This is a genomic window from Altererythrobacter epoxidivorans (assembly GCF_001281485.1).
Classification (GTDB): domain Bacteria; phylum Pseudomonadota; class Alphaproteobacteria; order Sphingomonadales; family Sphingomonadaceae; genus Erythrobacter; species Erythrobacter epoxidivorans.
The window spans coordinates 760,599-776,768 of record NZ_CP012669.1; the positions used below are offsets into that span (position 1 = coordinate 760,599).

Genomic DNA, 16,170 nt, shown 5'->3' on the forward strand with positions numbered 1-16,170 from the left:
CGTTCGTGCTAATGTGCTTCTATCAGTCCCTGGTTGACCGCATCGATCATCACGCTGGGCGGACACGGTTTGCGCAGCGATTGCGCTTCCGGGAAACGGCTGCGGACTTCGTCTTCCGAAATCTGGCCGGAATGGAAGATCACCGGTACGTGGTCGTCCATCAGCTTCTGCGCCAGCGGGTACACGATGCCGTCGTCGAGCCTGATGTCGAGGATCGCAAGATCGGGTCGCGATTTCTGGCAGGCGAGCATGGCGGAGGAAATATCGGCATGCGGTCCCTCTACGCTGAAACCGGCCTCCTTGACCGTTTCACAAAGATCCGCTGCGATTATGAATTCGTCCTCAGCGACGAGTATTCTTGCTTGCCCCATCCGGCCAGCCTCCCGCGATTTTTCCACCAATTGGCTTCTAACGCGCCAACCGGCTTTTCGTTCCGCGGGGGCTGGATGTGAGCCGATTCAGCCGTTCTGGCCGAATTTTGCCGAGAAACCCGTTTCGTCGCCTGCTGCCAGCAGCTTTGCCTGTTCGACCCAGCTGTCCCGGCGAATGCGTCCCTGGAAGCGCCCAAGTTCGCTGTCGATCCGGTCGACTTCCTCTTCCGACCAGTTCGCGATCTGGCTGTAGCTGGAAATGCCGAGCCCGTTGAGCATGGCGGCCAGTTTGGGGCCAAGGCCCTTGATCCGCGTCAGGTCGTCGCCGCCCGATTGAGGCTCTGTGTGAACTACCGGTTTTTCGGCAGGAACGCTCGGCATAACCGGTGCACCGGCTTCAGCGTCGGTCGTCGCAGTCGCGTGGGCGACCTCCTGCGTGTTGGCAGGGTTCGAAAGGTTTGCGGCGGCGGGCGGAGCATCGATCAGGGCCTGGTTGCGCTGCGCTCTGTCCGCACCTTCGTCCAGCACATCGCGGCGCTCCCCGGTGACCGAAGTCTTGCGATTGGCGACGAAGATGAACCATCCCACGGCAATGCCGATCGCCAGCGCGATGAGCAGGTACGGCCAGTAGGCTTCGATGAGTTCGGGCATGGGGAGGTTACTCCTTGGTAGAGGTGTCGCGGCCGAACATCAGCCAGGCGATGGCCAGGCCAGTGCCATAGGCGGCCAGCGAGAGTGACAGGACTTCGGCCCAGATCGGCATATTAGTGTCCTTCCGTCAGCGCGGACCGGGCGTATCGACCGGTGTGGGTTGAAGCGGGGTTGTGGCGACCACGGCGAAATCGATCCGGCGGTTGGCCGGGTCTTCCGGAAGCAAACCCTCGACCGGCTCCTTCGATCCGACGCCGTCGGCGCGCAACCCGTCAGCGGGAATGCCGCGGTTCATCAGCGCGAGGCGAACGGACTCGGCGCGCTCGCGCGACAGGGCGAGATTGCCCGGTTCGGGTCCGCTCGCATCGGTGTGGCCGGTGATCGAAATGATACTGCCGAGGCATGGCCTGAGCGCGGCGGCGACCTCGTCGAGCAGCTCTCCGCTGGCCGGGTCGATCGCGCTCGACCCTTCCTCGAACCTGATGGTGCGGGCGCGCAGCAGCGCATTCACATCGTCCTGGCAGTGAAGGGGAGAGATCGGAATGTCGCCTGCTTCGGCCAGCAAGGTTCCGTCGGCCCAGCTGATCCCCCCGACGCCCGGGATCGCGGCGACCGATTTGGCGATCTTGTCCCGCGTGCCTTCGTCCAGCTGTTCGCCCCCAGAAAGGAGCGGGTGGCGCGTTGGCGAACCCATGCCGTTGGTGAAATCGGCTGTGACGCCGCGCCCGCCGGCCTCTGTGATTGCAGCCTCAGCCTTCTCGGCGAGGCGTTCGACAAAGCCCTCATCGCTCAGCCGTGCTCCGGCTGCAGCGATGGCTCCGCTGACGATGGCTCCGGCAATGATGGCAAGCGATGGGCGAACGGACATGGCCGTGCCCTAGCCAGAGCACGGCCATCCGAAAAGGGGTGTTGTGACCTCAGCCCCCGTTGCGGCTCGTATCCATCGACCGCGCGACATCGTTGAGGCGCAGGAATTCCTGGCGCCAGTAATCGGTCTGGCTGCCTGCCAGACGGTCGATATCGTCGAAGGTGAAGCCCATCATGAGCTCGTCTTTCCGTAGCAATTGCGCAAAGGCGGCAACGGAGGTCGCAAAGGCAAAGTCGCCGCGAGGGGCCTTCGCATTGGCGAGCGCGCTTCTGGGCACGACATAGTCGATCAGTTTCGACGTCGTGCCGGTCGGCAGCTTGTAGCGCAGCTTGACGTGCGCGGCCTCGGCAAGCTTGCTCGTGGCCGCCGCTGCAGGCTTGTCCTCGTAGCGGCGGGGCGAAACCCAGCCCTTGGTGCCGGCAGGAACGACTTCATAGATGGCAGTGACCTGGTGCCCGGCGCCGATATCGCCAGCATCGACCTTGTCATTGTCGAAGTCTTCTTCGCGAAGGGCACGGTTCTCGTAACCGACGAGGCGGTACTGGCTGATGACGGCCGGGTTGAATTCGACCTGGATCTTCACATCCTTGGCGATGGTGAAGAGGGTGGATGCCATTTCATCGCCCAGCACCTTCTTCGCTTCGAGCGCGCTGTCGATATAGGCGTAATTGCCGTTACCGTGGTCGGCGATCTGTTCCATCATCGCTTCGTTGTAATTGCCGGTACCGAAGCCGAGCGTGGTCAGCGTGATACCGCTGTCGCGTTTGTCCTCGATCATTTCGACCAGAGCATCCTGGTCCGAAATACCGACGTTGAAATCGCCGTCGGTCGCCAGCAGCACGCGATTGACGCCGCCCTTGATGAAATTGTCCTCGGCAATCTGGTAGGCGAGCTTCAGGCCCGCGCCGCCAGCGGTCGAGCCGCCGGCTTCGAGGCTGTCGAGGGCTGCCCTGATCTTGCGCGGGTCATTGGTCGGTTCGAGCACCAGCCCTGCGGCACCGGCGTAAACGACGATCGAAACCCTGTCCTGCGGCGACAGTTCACCGGCGAGGCCGGCAAGCGCGGTCTTCACCAGCGGCAGCTTGTCCGGGCTGTTCATCGAACCCGACACGTCCATCAGGAACACGAGGTTCGCCGGCGGCCGTTCGCTGCGCGCAATATCATACCCACGAAGGCCGATCCGCATCAGGTAGGTGTTATCGTTCCACGGGGTCTTGGCGACATCGGTCGTTACGCTGAAGGGCTGGCTGCGATCGGAAGGACGCGGATAATCGTAACGGAAATAATTGATCATCTCTTCCGTGCGGACCGCGGCACGCGGCGGTAACTGGCCCTGCGTCAGATAGCGGCGGGTGTTGGCATAGGCGCCGGTATCGACATCGACAGAGAAGGTCGACACGGGCTCTGCCTGGACCATCTTCACCGGCGATACTTCCTCGCCGTCATAACGTTCGCGATTGTCCTGGCCCGGCACGACGACCGGCGGGACATAAGAGCGTGTCACGGCAGAGGGGGCGACGGATTGCGCCATCATGGCCGGTGGAGGCGGCGGAGGCGGGGGCGGTGGCATCATGGCTTCGTCGGCCATGGCGTAATCGGTTTCGGCCTTGCTTCCGGTTACGACGATCTGTTCGCCATCCTTCTGGCTGGCACAGGATGCGAGCAGCAATGCCGCCAGCGACACCGCGGCCACTCCGATTTTTGCAGCCGGACGACCGCTTTCGACTGTTGTATTCCCTTCCATATCAACCTCCAGTCCCCGCGGGTGCGTTATGTTATTACGTCTTATCCCGATGTCGCTCTGCCGGTGGGCGGGGGAGAGAAAGACCGGTCCGGCGACAGGGCCAAAACATGGCCCCGGGCCCTGAACAACGACTGAACGTTTTCTGTCAGCGACGAATGGAAGGGCTTGTCAGGCCTCGGCTTCTTCCCCTTGGGGCGCGACGTTGCGGCGGAAAAGCACGCGATCTTCCGGCCCGAAACCACGGTGCCAGATGACGAAGCCATAGGTGGCGAGAATCGCCGGAATACCGAACAGCAGCTCGGCCCATTCGGGTAGCAATGTCGCGAGGTAACCGACCACGACCGCAGGCGCCGTCGCCCAGACCAGCGGCCAGCGCCAGTTGTTGATCCGGTGCCCCAATATGCGCGAAAGCAGGAAGGCCTTGATCAGGCTCGCAATGCCAAGCGCGGTCATCAGCGCGATGGCCGCGGCGGCGGCCTTGAACGGTTCGCCATAACCGCCTGCAACCATCGCCTCGATCAGAACGATGGTGAGGACCGCCTGCAAGGCGATGGTGCCGATGGAAATCCAGAGGTTCCGAACGCGGGCGACATAGACCAGCACTGCTTCCGAGACGACCGCAGTGGCAGCGACCACCTCTGCCGCGAGCAGGAAGGCTAGCGCCCCGGTCCCGCCGACGTAATCGGGGCCGATGAGGCCCATGATCGCTTCGCCCGGCACGCCGAGTGCAAGGGCGATCCCTGCCTGCGCCGCGATGATCCAGAACCCGACCTGGCAGACCTGCTTGGCAATGGCTGCGTAGTTCTTGATCTTCAGGTTCTTGGTGATGACCGGGCCCAGGATCGGCTCGAAACTGGTTTTGAGCTTCTGCGGCAGGCTCGCGATCTGCTGGGCCATGTAATAGACGGCGACCGCGGCAGGCGCTGCAAACAGGCCGAGGATGAAGATATCGACGCGGCGCGTGCCCCATTCGATTGCGTCAGCGGTCGCAAGGGGAAGGGCGCGCAAGGTGATCTTGCCCATGTACCGCGGTTTGGGCCGCCAATCCTTGGGCAGCCCGTAACTGCGAAGGAACGACCACAGGCCGACCGCCAGGCCGGCATAGATCGATGTCAGATAGGCCAGCGAAAGCCCGCTTTCCGAAGTGGCGGGAATGAAGAAATAGACACCGGCGAGGATCGAGATCGTCCATGGTTCGACGATGGCGCGGGCACGCACGGTGGTGGCGATGTCGTGCTTGTAGGCTTGTGCTGCAAGGACGATTTCGGTCAGCGCATAGGCCGGTATCGCAAGCACGATCAGCCGGTCGAGTTCGGTATATTGCCCGCTCGGAAACATCGGTGCGGGGACGAGCCAGAAAAACGCCGCAGCGATGCCAGAGAAGATCAATGCCAGCAGCATCCCGTCGAAGACGAGATTGGCCGGATGTTCGCCTTCGCCATCGGTGATGCGCTGGGCGAGGCCGCGCTTCTCCCCCATCGAGCAGACCAGGGCGACGAGTTCGATGACCACGAGGGCCGATGCGAACCGGCCGACGGTGTCCATGCCGTAAAGCCGCCCTGCTATGAACAGGAAAGGCAGGCGCGCGACGAGCCGCAGCAGGAACCCGAGGAAGTTCTGCCGTCCACCCTTGGCAATGGTGGAAAGGTCTTCGTCGCTGTCAGCGGCGCTCACTCAGCGGATTCCTGTTCAGCCTTTAGCGGGCGAGAAAGCAGGCCTGCGACGACATGGGCCGGATCGGACCCTTCGAGAATATCGTTCACGGCATCGACGATTGGCATGGCGATATGCCTGTCGCGTGCAAGCTGCCGCAGGACAGGGGCCGTATGAGCCCCTTCCGCCACGGTCCTGCGGTCGGACATCAGCGCCTTCGCATCGCTTCCTTCGCCGAGCGCCTTGCCGAGCGAGAAGTTGCGGCTCGAAGTGGATGTGCAGGTGAGGACGAGGTCACCGAGGCCGCACAGGCCGGCGAGCGTTTCGGCGCGGGCGCCCATCGCCTCGCCAAAGCGCAGCATTTCGGCATATCCACGCGCGATCAAAGCTGCGCGGGCGTTCTGGCCCAGTCGCAGTCCTTCGACCACGCCGCAGGCAATCGCGAGCACGTTTTTGATCGATCCGCCGATCTCTGCCCCGGCGACATCGTCGGAGAAATAGGGGCGGAACGTCGGCCGTGCGATGGCTTGCGACAGCCGCGCCCACTGGTCTTCGCCGCCGCTGCATGCGAGCGTGACGGCGGTCGGAAGACCGGCTGCTACCTCATGTGCGAAAGTCGGCCCGGAAAGGACGGCAACGGCGCTGTCGGGACGCGCATCCTTCGCGACCTCGTTCATCAGGCGGCCGCTGCCCGCCTCGATCCCCTTGCTGCACAGGACGAGGTCGGTGGGGCTATGCGATAGCTGGCCGAGAATGGAGCCGAGATGCTGAGCTGGCGTGACAGCGAGGATGCAGTCGATGCCGCCGAAATCCTTGAGATCGCCGCTTGCCCTGATGCCTTCGTCGAGGCTCGCCGATGGAAGGTAAAGGCTGTTCGAATGCTTGGCGTTGATTTCCTCGACCAGTTCGGGCTCCAGCGCCCAGATCAGCACTTCGCGCCCGTCGCTTGCCAGCATCTGGGCAAGCGCGGTGCCCCATGCGCCAGCGCCCAAGACACCGATGCGCGGTTTCGTTCCGGTCATGCCTTTACTCCAGCGCCGCGAGCAGGTTCTGCGTCAGGGTCGAGCGGCCAGCGCGGCTTCGCTGCGAAGTCGAGCGGGGCGAATTCGCCCAGCGGCAGTCGCTCGCACCCGGCCCAGGCGATCATCGCTGCATTGTCCGTGCAAAGGGCGAGGGGCGGTGCGGAAAAGCCCATCGCGTTCGCGTGGGCGAAATCCTCCAGCGCGGTGCGGACGCGGCGATTGGCTGCGACCCCACCGGCGACGACAAGGTTCGGCATGGCGCCGCTCTCTGCCAGCGCATGTTTCAAACGGTCGATCAGGCAGTCGATCGCGGCCTGCTGGAAACTCGCGGCAAGGTCAGCTGCCGAATGCTCGCCGGTTTCGTGGGCGCGGAGGACCGCGCTCTTGAGGCCGGCAAAGGAGAAGTGCGGTTCTTTCGAGCCGAGCAACGGGCGGGGCAGGGGCACTGCGGTCGGATCGCCTTCCAGCGCGAGCTTTTCGACCTTCGGGCCGCCGGGATAGCCGAGGCCGAGGATCTTGGCCGTCTTGTCGAATGCCTCTCCCAGCGCGTCGTCGATCGTCGTCGCCAGTCGGCGGTACTGGCCCACGCCTTCGACCGCGAGAATCTGGCAATGGCCGCCCGAAACCAGCAGCAGAAGATAGGGGAATTCGAGATCCGGATCGGCCAGGCGCGGGCTGAGCGCATGCCCTTCGAGATGGTTGATCGCAATCAGCGGAACGTCGGAAGCCATCGCAAGCGCCTTTGCACTGACGAGGCCGACCATGACGCCGCCGATCAGTCCGGGGCCGGCTGTTGCCGCAACGGCGGCACAATCGCCGAGCTTGACGCCCGCTTCGCCGAGCACCGCCTCGATCATCGGTGCCAGCCGTTCGGCATGGGCGCGTGCGGCGATTTCGGGAACGACGCCGCCATAGGGCGCGTGCTCCGCCTCTTGCGAGGCGATACGCTGCGCCACGATGGTTCGGTCGGTATCGACCAGCGCCACTGCGGTTTCATCGCAGCTGGATTCTATGCCCAAGACCAACGTCATCGCGCTTTCCCTTAAGGCTTTGCGAAGCTAGGGCAAGCGCTCCATGCCAGATCAGACTACATCCGAACCGATCCTGCGCCTTGGCACGCGCCAGTCACCGCTTGCGATGGCCCAGGCATACGAGACGCGTGAACGCCTGTGCGCCGCCCATTGCTGGGACGAAAGCGCCGTGGAACTGGTGCCCGTTCTCGCATCGGGCGACCGCATCCGCGACCGGCCGCTGGCCGAAATCGGCGGCAAGGCACTGTGGACCAAGGAACTCGACGAATGGCTCGGCGAAGGGCGGATCGACGCCTCGGTCCATTCGATGAAGGATGTAGAGACGCACCGTCCAGAACAGCTTCTGATCGCCGCAATCCTGCCGCGCGCCGATGTCGCGGACGTGCTGGTCGGTGCGCATTCCGTCCGCCAGATCCTGCCCGGCAGCCGCATTGGCACCAGCGCACCGCGGCGTGCGGCGCAATTGCTCAATGCCCGGCCCGATTGCGAGGTCGTCAATTTCCGCGGCAATGTCGCAACCCGGCTGTCGAAGCTTGCAGCGGGCGAAGCGGATGTCACGCTTCTCGCCGCAGCGGGCCTTGCCCGGCTAGGCGAACATGGCATCGGCACCCGGCTCGATCCCGAGGAATGGATGCCGGCCCCGCAGCAAGGGGCGATCGGCATCGAATGCCGTGCCGATGACGAGCGCGTGAAATCGCTGCTTGCCGCCATCGATCACCGCGAAAGCCACGAGGCGGTGCTGGCAGAGCGTGCGTTGCTTGCCGGCCTAGGCGGGGATTGCCGCAGCCCCATCGCCATGCTCACCAGCCGCGAAGGCGCGGCAATGACCCTGCGCTGCACGCTCTACAGCCCGGATGGCTCGCAATCCATTCGTGGTGAGGCGCGCGGCACCGCCGAAGATTTTGGTTGGGTGCAATCGTTCGCGCAGGATCTTCTCGGCCGCCTCACTGCTGGCATGGCTTCCGTTTTCGGTCATGGATCGACGTGACGCCTGTCGTCGCGATCCGTCCGGAACCCGGGCTGACAGCGACGCTGGAGGCGGCGGAAGAGGCCGGCCTTGCGGTAACGGGCGAACCCCTTTCGCAGGTGGGGCCCACCCGATGGCAGGTGCCTGACCCGAACGAGTTCGACGGACTTCTGATCGGCAGCGCCAATGTGTTCCGGCATGGGGGAGAAGCGCTGGACGTGCTGCGTTCCCTGCCGGTGTTGGCTGTCGGCGAAACCACTGCGGAAGCCGCAAGGGAGGCAGGTTTCGACATCGAGGTTACAGGCACAGGCGGGTTGCAAGCGGTGCTGGACTCCCTGCCTGCTCGTGCGCGCCGTCTCCTGCGCCTTTCCGGCGAGGAAAACGTCGCATTGCAGCCTCCACGCCATGTCGATGTGCAAGAAATCGCGACCTATCGCATTGCTCCGCTGCCCATGTCGGCACGGCTTGCAAGCACCCTCAGAGAGGGGGCGGTCGTCCTCCTTCATTCGGCAGCGTCTGCGCGCCACTTTGCCGAAGAATGCGACCGGTTTTCCATCGACAGGAGTGCGATAAGGCTGGCCGCACTCGGCCCGCGCATCCTTTCTGCCGCAGGGGAGGGCTGGGGAGAAATGCGTCCCTCAAATGAGCCTAACGACGCTGCGCTCTTGGCTTTGGCGCGCGAGATGTGCAATTAATCGTCAAAAGAGCGTGCTGGCAGGGGAAGGCGCGCCGAAGGTCGCAGAACGGACGGTAATGGAATCGAGATTCGGCAGTCGCCGTAAAAAGCCCTCTTTGCAGCCCATCCTTGGTGCTGCAGCGGCGTCATTCTTGCTTGGCGCGGCTGTCGTCGGCTATTTTTTCTGGAATTCTGAAAACGGCACGGACCAGGGGGCGCTGAGCTCGCCTGCCGGTGCTTCGCCCAGCGCGTCGCCCACTAGCGGCAATTCGCCTTTACCCACGCCGTCTGCTTCGGCCAGCGCAGCTGCCGAACAGGCCGCCGAACGTGTCGAACAGGTAGTGGAACAGCAAGGCGGCATCGATCAGCGCCTGGCCGCAGCAGAGCAGCGTCTTGCCCGGCTCGACCTGCAAGCGCAGGCTGCCGCCGGAAATGCCGCGCGCGCCGAAGGCCTGTTGATCGCATTCGCCACCCGCCGCGCGGTGGAGCGTGGTGCGGAGCTGGGATATCTTGCAGACCAGTTGCGCCTGAGGTTCGGCGACGCATTGCCCAATGCGGTGCGCACCATCATCACATTCTCGCGCCAGCCGATCACTTCGGACCAGTTGCTCGCTCGTCTCGATGGCCTCGGCCCCGAAATCAGCAAGGCGGACAAGGTCGATTCCTGGGGCGACATCCAGCGCGAACTGGGCCAGTTGTTCGTGGTTCGCCGCGAAAGCACGCCTTCGCCGCAGCCTGAAAAACGTCTCGACCGTGCGCGCCAGTTCCTTGAAACGGGCCGCGTGGATTCCGCTATTGCAGAGGTGCAGAACCTTCCCGGCGCGGACAAGGCTGAAAGCTGGCTCGCCGATGCGCGCCGTTATGGACAGGCGATGGAAGCGCTCGACCTGATCGAAACCGCAGCCGTCCTCGAACCGCGCAGGCTACGCGACGGCGCAGGAAATCCGATCGACCAGCTCAGCCCGGCCGGTTCAGAATAACACCAGCCCCGGCGCGATCAGGCGCGGAGCATTTCCGGAAGGTCGCCGGACACGCCGCGCGCTTCGTCCATGAAGAAGTGCTTGAGCAGGCCAGAGCGCTGGACCCCTGCCATTCCCAACCTGCGGATCGCAGAAGCAATCCTGCCCGGTACGCCGAAGAGCCGCGTCAGGCCGTCGGTTGCGCCCATGACCATCAGGGCATCGAGAGCGCGCCAGTCCTCGTATCTCTTGAGCATCTGCGCATCACCTAGGTCGAGGCCCAGCCGCCGCGTTTCGGTCAGCACCTCGACCAGGGCACCGACATCGCGCAGGCCGAGGTTGAGGCCCTGGCCGGCAATTGGGTGCATCCCGTGGGCGCTGTCCCCGACAAGGACGAGCCGCTCCCCGATAATCCGCGCCGTATGCTGGAAGCTGAGCGGATAAGACGTGCGGTTCGAATTGAGCGTCACCTTGCCAAGTATATCACCCATGCGTTTCTGCACCTCGGCGGTGAAGGCGCGGTCTGACAGGGCGATGACGCCCGCCGCGTCCTTTTCGTCCACGGTCCAGACCAGTGCGCTGCGATGCTGGCCATCTGGCCCATCGAGCATCGGGAGAAGGGCGAAAGGGCCTGCCGGATAGAAGATTTCCCAGGCGACATTGTCGTGCGGTTTTTCGTGATCGATCCCGGCGATCATCGCGCGATGGCTGTAATCCCAATGCGCCATGACCAGGCCAGCCTCGTCGCGGGTCGGCGAACGACGTCCTTCAGCGCCGACCATCAGGGCAGCTTCCAGCCTGCGTCCATCCGCAAGCGTTACCGCGACACCGAACTCGCCGCGCTCGCGGCTCACCACCTGCACAGGCGCATGCCAGTTGATCAGCGGTTCGTTCCGGGCCGCTTCAAACAGGGCGAGGCGCAGCTGACGGTTGGCGAACATGCGGCCAAGCGAACCTTCGTGCGGTTCCGGTGTGAAATCGAGCCGTCCGGGCTTCATCTGGTCGGTCACTGCGATTGACGCGATCGGGCATGCGTATGGCTCCAGCGCGTCGGCGATGCCGATATTGCGAAACAGGTTCCAGCTGGCGGTCGAGATCGCGGAGGCGCGCCCATCGAAACCGTCTTTCGTCAGGGAGTCCGGATCGGCCATGTCGACGACGTGGCTGGAAAAACCCTTCTTCGCCGCGGCGAGGGCCAGCGTCATGCCGACCAATCCGCCGCCGATGATCAGGAGATCGTTCTTGTCGCTCATGAACCAGCGCACTAGAGCCACCGCCACCATGCGCGCAAGCACGATACGTCAAACACGGTTGCTGTTTTTGTTTTTCATGCTGCTGATTGGCAGCCTGGCGCACGCGCAATCACTGCCCGAAGCGAAGATGGATCGCGGTTCGGCCGAGCTCGTGTTCGAAGGAACCACGCGACCCGGTTCCTCGGTCATGGCCGCCATCGACTTCAAACCGGTGGAGGGTTGGCACGGTTACTGGTCCAATCCGGGCGATGCCGGGCAGGGGCTGATGCTGAGCTGGAATCTTCCCGAGGGCTGGAAAGCTGGTGCGCCGCAGTTTCCGGTGCCGCAGAAACTGCTTGTCGCGAATTTGATGAACCATGTGTTCGAAGGCGAACACGCGGTCCTGATCCCGTTTGAAATTCCGCCATCGGCGAAGGTCGGCGAAAGCTATCCGGTATCTGTCAGGGCGGATTGGCTCACCTGTTCCGACACCTTGTGCGTGCCGCAATGGGCGACCTTGCGCGCAGTCGTGCGCGTTTCAGACAAAGCAGAGGTAACCGAGCCGCGCTTTGCAAAATGGCGCGCGGCAATCGCACCGCCGCTCGATCAGGCTGGTCGTTTCGAAACGCGCGCTGGAAACTTGCGCATCGCAATTCCGCTGCCTGCGGCGATGGAACCTGCCGCCCCGCATGTCTTTATCGAGCAGGTCCGCATCGTCGATTACGCCGCATCGCAAAGCTTCTATCGAGACGGTGACACAATCATCGTGGAAATCCCGCTGAAGGAGGGTGGAGATGAACCACCGCCGATCATCTCGGGGATCTTCTCTTTCGGAGAATTCGGTTTCCGCTTCGAAGCAGAAGCGGGAGAGGTGCCGACCGGCGGCGTTCGAATTATGGCGGGCTCGGAAAGCGAAACGCCGTCGCTCTGGGTGCTGTTGTTCGGTGCGCTTGCAGGAGGCCTGCTCCTCAACATCATGCCCTGCGTTTTCCCGATCCTGAGCATCAAGGCACTGGCGCTGGCACGTGCGGGTGAAAGCCAGGCCCAGGCGCGCCGCGAAGGCATCGCCTATACTGCTGGTGTCGTGCTGGCGTGCGTTGGACTTGGCGCGCTGATCCTCGCGCTCAGGGCCGCTGGCGAACAGGTCGGCTGGGCATTCCAGTTGCAGAACCCCGGCGTCGTCGTGGCGCTGATGCTGCTCGCGGTTGCGATCACCGCCAATTTCGCCGGAGTTTTCGAGCTTCCGTCACTGTCCTTCACGCGCAAGGGTGCCCCGGCGAGCGCGTTCGCGACAGGACTGCTCGCTGCTTTCGTGGCGACACCTTGCACCGGCCCATTCATGGCGGTCGCCCTTGGTGCAGCCCTGCTGCTGCCTCCGCTGGAAGCACTGGTCCTGTTCGCCGCACTCGGTTTCGGCCTTGCGCTGCCCTTCCTGCTGATCGGTCTCGTCCCGCGCCTGAGGGCAATGCTGCCCAAGCCCGGTCCGTGGATGGAGCGTTTTCGCAAGGCGATGGCCTTTCCGATGGGGCTGACGGCTCTCGCGCTGATCTGGCTAACAGCGCGGCTGGGCGGCAAGGGTTTCGCGCTTGTCGCGCTGGTCGTCGTGGTCGGTTTGATGATTGCGCTGATGGTAGTCGGTCGCCTGCAGCGAAGCGGCAAGATGGCGTGGCCCGCATTCGGTTTGATCGCCGCACCTTTCCTGATTTTCGGGCTGTTCGCATTGCCGGCGAGCTACGATGCGAATGCGCAGGCGAGCCGCGACACCATCATCGAAACCGTGCCATTCAGCAGGGATGCGCTGGCCGATGCGCGCGCGAGCGGGCAACCGGTATTCCTCTGGTTCACCGCCGACTGGTGCGTGACCTGCAAGGTCAACGAAAGCGTCGCGATAGAGCGCGAAGTCACCCGCGAAGCCTTTGAGCGAGCAGGGGTCGTGGCCATGGTTGGCGACTGGACGCGGCCGGATCCGGAAATCACGACCTTCCTGAACGAACAGGGTGCCGCCGGAGTGCCGCTCTACCTTTGGTACGAGCCGGGCACGGACGGCGAACAACTGCCGCAGGTTCTGACGAGCGACATGCTGGTAGAGCGCGCCAAGCGCTAGTTCAGGACGCTATCCGCCTCGTCCGCATCGACGTCAGGGTCGAGCGCGAAGTCGCCTTCCTCTTCGATGTCCTTTTCGAGCAAAGGCGCCCGGCAGCTTTCGATCAGCAGGATCGGCTTTTCGTCAGGGTTCATCGTGACCATGCCTGCGCCGGGGATCGTCATCGTTACTTCGCGCTGGCCGGTCAGGACTTCGAGATCGGGATCGTCGGCGGGGAAGGTGCCCTCCCACAGGAAATAGTCGTTTCGCGGCGTCGCCTCGACCGGCAGGCGGGCGATGTGGCCGTTGCCGATCAGCGCCATCAGTGCGCTCGCGCCCTTGTCGGCGAGGACGTAGCGAGTGATCGTCAGCGTCGGCGCATTGTCATCTGCGTTGCAGGTAACCGCCAGCATCGGTGCTTCACCCGGATTGCCATACAGCAGGCGTCCCGAGACCTTGCTCGCAGCCCAGATGGCACTGCTGCTGTCAGGGGAATCGATTGGCAGGGAAGGGGCCTTGCGCTGCTCGACCAGTTCGCCGCGCGCACCTGCCTCGTCAGTCGGTGGCGGCTTGCATGCCGCCAGCGAAAGGAACGTAAGACAGAAAGGAATCGCTAGCGCGGTTGGGCGGATCATTTGCCCCACTTGCGCTGGCTCTTGCCGTAGCGCAATTTGCGGGTACCCGGTTTTCCCTCGTTAGATCGCCCGACACGCGGTGCCTTGTGTTCTCCTTCGGGCAATCCGAGTTCGTCGTTCTCGAGCCGGCGGATTTCGTCGCGCAGGCGGCCTGCCTCTTCGAATTCCAGATCGGCTGCTGCTGCACGCATGCGCTTTTCCAGATCCTCGATGTAGGAACGCAGGTTATGTCCGACGAGGTTGTTGCGCTCGTCATCACCTGTATCGATCGTGACGCTGTCGGCTGCTGCGGAATGCGCGACGATGTCGGCGATCTGGCGCTTGATCGTCTGCGGCGTGATGCCGTGTTCCTCGTTATATTCGCGCTGCTTTTCGCGCCGACGCTCGGTTTCGGCCATGGCGCGCTCCATGCTCCCGGTGATCCGGTCGGCATAGAGGATGACCTTGCCGTCGACGTTACGAGCGGCGCGGCCGATGGTCTGAATCAGCGAGGTTTCCGAACGCAGGAAACCTTCCTTGTCTGCATCGAGAATACAGACCAGCCCGCACTCGGGAATGTCGAGCCCTTCGCGCAGCAGGTTGATGCCGACCAGCACGTCGTAAACGCCGAGGCGCAGGTCCCGGATCAGCTCGATACGTTCCAGCGTCTCGACGTCGGAGTGCATGTAGCGGACCTTCACGCCTGCTTCGTGCATGAATTCGGTCAGGTCTTCCGCCATCCGCTTGGTCAGCGTGGTGACGAGCGTGCGATAACCCTTCGCCGCCGTCTTCTTGCATTCCTCGATGCAATCCTGGACCTGGTCCTCGACCGGGCGGATTTCGACCGGTGGATCGATCAGGCCGGTGGGGCGGATGACCTGTTCGGCGAAGACACCGCCGGTCTGCTCCAGCTCCCAGCCGCCGGGCGTGGCCGAAACGCAGAAGGTCTGCGGGCGCATTGCGTCCCATTCGTTGAAGCGCAGCGGACGGTTGTCGATACAGCTCGGCAGGCGGAAACCGTATTCGGCCAGCGTCAGCTTGCGGCGGTGGTCGCCCTTCGCCATCGCGCCGATCTGCGGCACTGTCTGGTGGCTTTCGTCGACGAACAGCAGTGCGTTTTCGGGTAAGTATTCGAACAGCGTCGGCGGCGGTTCGCCTGGCAGGCGGCCCGTCAGGAAGCGCGAATAGTTCTCGATCCCCGCGCAGCTGCCGGTGGCAGCGATCATTTCAAGGTCGAAATTGGTGCGCTGTTCCAGCCGCTGCGCTTCGAGCAGGCGGCCTTCCTCGTGCAGTTCCTTCAGGCGTTCCTGCAGCTCGAACTTGATGGCCTCGCTGGCCTGCTTCATCGTCGGGCCGGGCGTTACGTAGTGCGAGTTCGCATAGACGCGCACCTTGGCAAGGTCAGAGCCCTTCTTGCCGGTCAGCGGATCGAATTCGCTGATGTCCTCGATCTCGTCACCGAAGAAGCTGATCCGCCAGGCGGTATCTTCGAGGTGCGAGGGAAACAGTTCGAGATTGTCGCCGCGCACACGGAATGAGCCGCGACCAAAGGCGACATCGTTGCGCTTGTACTGGAGGGCGACGAGCTTGCGGATCAGCTCGCGCTGGTCGACCGTCTCGCCCTTCTTGATGTCGAAAACCATGGCCGAATAGGTTTCGACCGAACCGATACCGTAGAGGCACGAAACCGACGCAACGATGATCACGTCGTCGCGTTCGAGCAGGGCGCGGGTTGCCGAGTGGCGCATCCGGTCGATCGCCTCGTTCACCGAGCTTTCCTTCTCGATGTAGGTGTCCGAGCGCGGCACGTAGGCTTCCGGCTGGTAGTAGTCGTAATAGGATACGAAATATTCGACCGCGTTTTCGGGGAAGAAGCTCTTGAACTCGCCATAAAGCTGGGCGGCGAGGATCTTGTTCGGAGCGAGGATCAGCGCTGGGCGCTGCAATTCCTCGATCACCTTGGCCATGGTGAAAGTCTTGCCCGAACCGGTGACGCCAAGCAGGGTTTGCGTCTGTTCGCCTTCCTTGGCGGCAGCCACAAGTTCCGCAATCGCCGTCGGCTGGTCACCGGCAGGCTCGTAATCGGAAACGAGTTTGAAGCGACGTCCGCCGTCCGACTTGTCCGGGCGAGCGGGTTTGTGAGGGACGAAAGCACCGCTAGTGTCCGGTTCTTCCAATCCTCTGCGAATTACGAGTTCGGCCATGGGCGAACATATGGGGCACGTATAGCGGCTTCGCAATGTCGCGTTGGCACTTCGCCAAGTCACTGATACGCTAGCGCAATCAAACGGGAGTATTT

14 protein-coding genes are annotated in these 16,170 nt (G+C 63.4%); 4 read left to right on the top strand and 10 right to left on the bottom strand.

The window, feature by feature from the left end; translation table 11 throughout:
* Positions 1–8: 8 nt before the first annotated feature.
* From AMC99_RS03930 to tsaD, 7 genes are all read right to left on the bottom strand, one after another.
* Complete coding sequence (locus AMC99_RS03930; protein WP_061923041.1) at positions 9–371, bottom strand: response regulator; 363 nt, start codon at positions 369–371, stop codon at positions 9–11.
* 87 nt (positions 372–458) lie between these two features.
* Entirely contained in the window at positions 459–1,022 is a 564-nt protein-coding gene (locus AMC99_RS03935; RefSeq protein ID WP_061923044.1) for a hypothetical protein, read from the bottom strand.
* Positions 1,023–1,149: 127 nt separating this feature from the next.
* On the bottom strand, positions 1,150–1,890 hold the full coding sequence (locus tag AMC99_RS03940) for an OmpA family protein (RefSeq protein WP_061923047.1): 741 nt from the start codon (positions 1,888–1,890) through the stop codon (positions 1,150–1,152).
* A 49-nt stretch (positions 1,891–1,939) separates the two neighbouring features.
* Complete coding sequence (locus AMC99_RS03945; RefSeq protein WP_061923050.1) at positions 1,940–3,634, bottom strand: vWA domain-containing protein; 1,695 nt, start codon at positions 3,632–3,634, stop codon at positions 1,940–1,942.
* A 168-nt stretch (positions 3,635–3,802) separates the two neighbouring features.
* Positions 3,803–5,308: a lipopolysaccharide biosynthesis protein gene (locus AMC99_RS03950; protein WP_061923054.1), complete on the bottom strand. Its 1,506-nt coding sequence runs from the start codon at positions 5,306–5,308 to the stop codon at positions 3,803–3,805.
* Positions 5,305–6,309, bottom strand: a complete 1,005-nt coding sequence (locus AMC99_RS03955) for an NAD(P)H-dependent glycerol-3-phosphate dehydrogenase (protein WP_061923057.1) — start codon at positions 6,307–6,309, stop codon at positions 5,305–5,307. The genes AMC99_RS03950 and AMC99_RS03955 overlap by 4 nt, the downstream gene beginning before the upstream one ends.
* Entirely contained in the window at positions 6,306–7,340 is a 1,035-nt protein-coding gene (gene tsaD / locus AMC99_RS03960; protein WP_061923059.1) for a tRNA (adenosine(37)-N6)-threonylcarbamoyltransferase complex transferase subunit TsaD, read from the bottom strand. The genes AMC99_RS03955 and tsaD overlap by 4 nt, the downstream gene beginning before the upstream one ends.
* 43 nt (positions 7,341–7,383) lie before the next feature.
* Between tsaD and hemC the strand changes: the two genes are divergently transcribed.
* The 3 genes from hemC to AMC99_RS03975 all read left to right on the top strand — a co-directional run bounded on the left by hemC (position 7,384) and on the right by AMC99_RS03975 (position 9,963).
* Positions 7,384–8,328, top strand: a complete 945-nt coding sequence (gene hemC, locus AMC99_RS03965; protein ID WP_083440082.1) for a hydroxymethylbilane synthase — start codon at positions 7,384–7,386, stop codon at positions 8,326–8,328.
* Positions 8,325–9,002: a uroporphyrinogen-III synthase gene (locus AMC99_RS03970; RefSeq protein WP_061923062.1), complete on the top strand. Its 678-nt coding sequence runs from the start codon at positions 8,325–8,327 to the stop codon at positions 9,000–9,002. Before hemC ends, AMC99_RS03970 begins: the two co-directional genes overlap by 4 nt.
* Positions 9,003–9,135: 133 nt before the next feature.
* Positions 9,136–9,963, top strand: coding sequence for an MICOS complex subunit MIC60 (locus AMC99_RS03975; protein WP_232301504.1), 828 nt, complete (start codon positions 9,136–9,138; stop codon positions 9,961–9,963).
* Positions 9,964–9,980: 17 nt separating this feature from the next.
* Here the strand turns inward: AMC99_RS03975 and AMC99_RS03980 are convergent, their stop codons facing one another.
* Positions 9,981–11,195: a UbiH/UbiF/VisC/COQ6 family ubiquinone biosynthesis hydroxylase gene (locus tag AMC99_RS03980; RefSeq protein ID WP_061927702.1), complete on the bottom strand. Its 1,215-nt coding sequence runs from the start codon at positions 11,193–11,195 to the stop codon at positions 9,981–9,983.
* Positions 11,196–11,271: 76 nt separating this feature from the next.
* Between AMC99_RS03980 and AMC99_RS03985 the strand changes: the two genes are divergently transcribed.
* Positions 11,272–13,278, top strand: a complete 2,007-nt coding sequence (locus AMC99_RS03985; protein ID WP_232301505.1) for a protein-disulfide reductase DsbD family protein — start codon at positions 11,272–11,274, stop codon at positions 13,276–13,278.
* Here the strand turns inward: AMC99_RS03985 and AMC99_RS03990 are convergent.
* Together AMC99_RS03990 and uvrB are read right to left on the bottom strand one after the other, a co-directional pair.
* The gene (locus AMC99_RS03990; protein ID WP_061923067.1) at positions 13,275–13,892 is read right to left on the bottom strand and encodes a hypothetical protein; all 618 of its coding nucleotides are present in this window, start codon (positions 13,890–13,892) and stop codon (positions 13,275–13,277) included. The two genes, AMC99_RS03985 and AMC99_RS03990, sit on opposite strands and share 4 nt — an antisense overlap.
* Positions 13,889–16,075, bottom strand: coding sequence for an excinuclease ABC subunit UvrB (gene uvrB, locus AMC99_RS03995; RefSeq protein ID WP_061923071.1), 2,187 nt, complete (start codon positions 16,073–16,075; stop codon positions 13,889–13,891). Before uvrB ends, AMC99_RS03990 begins: the two co-directional genes overlap by 4 nt.
* Positions 16,076–16,170 lie beyond the last annotated feature (95 nt).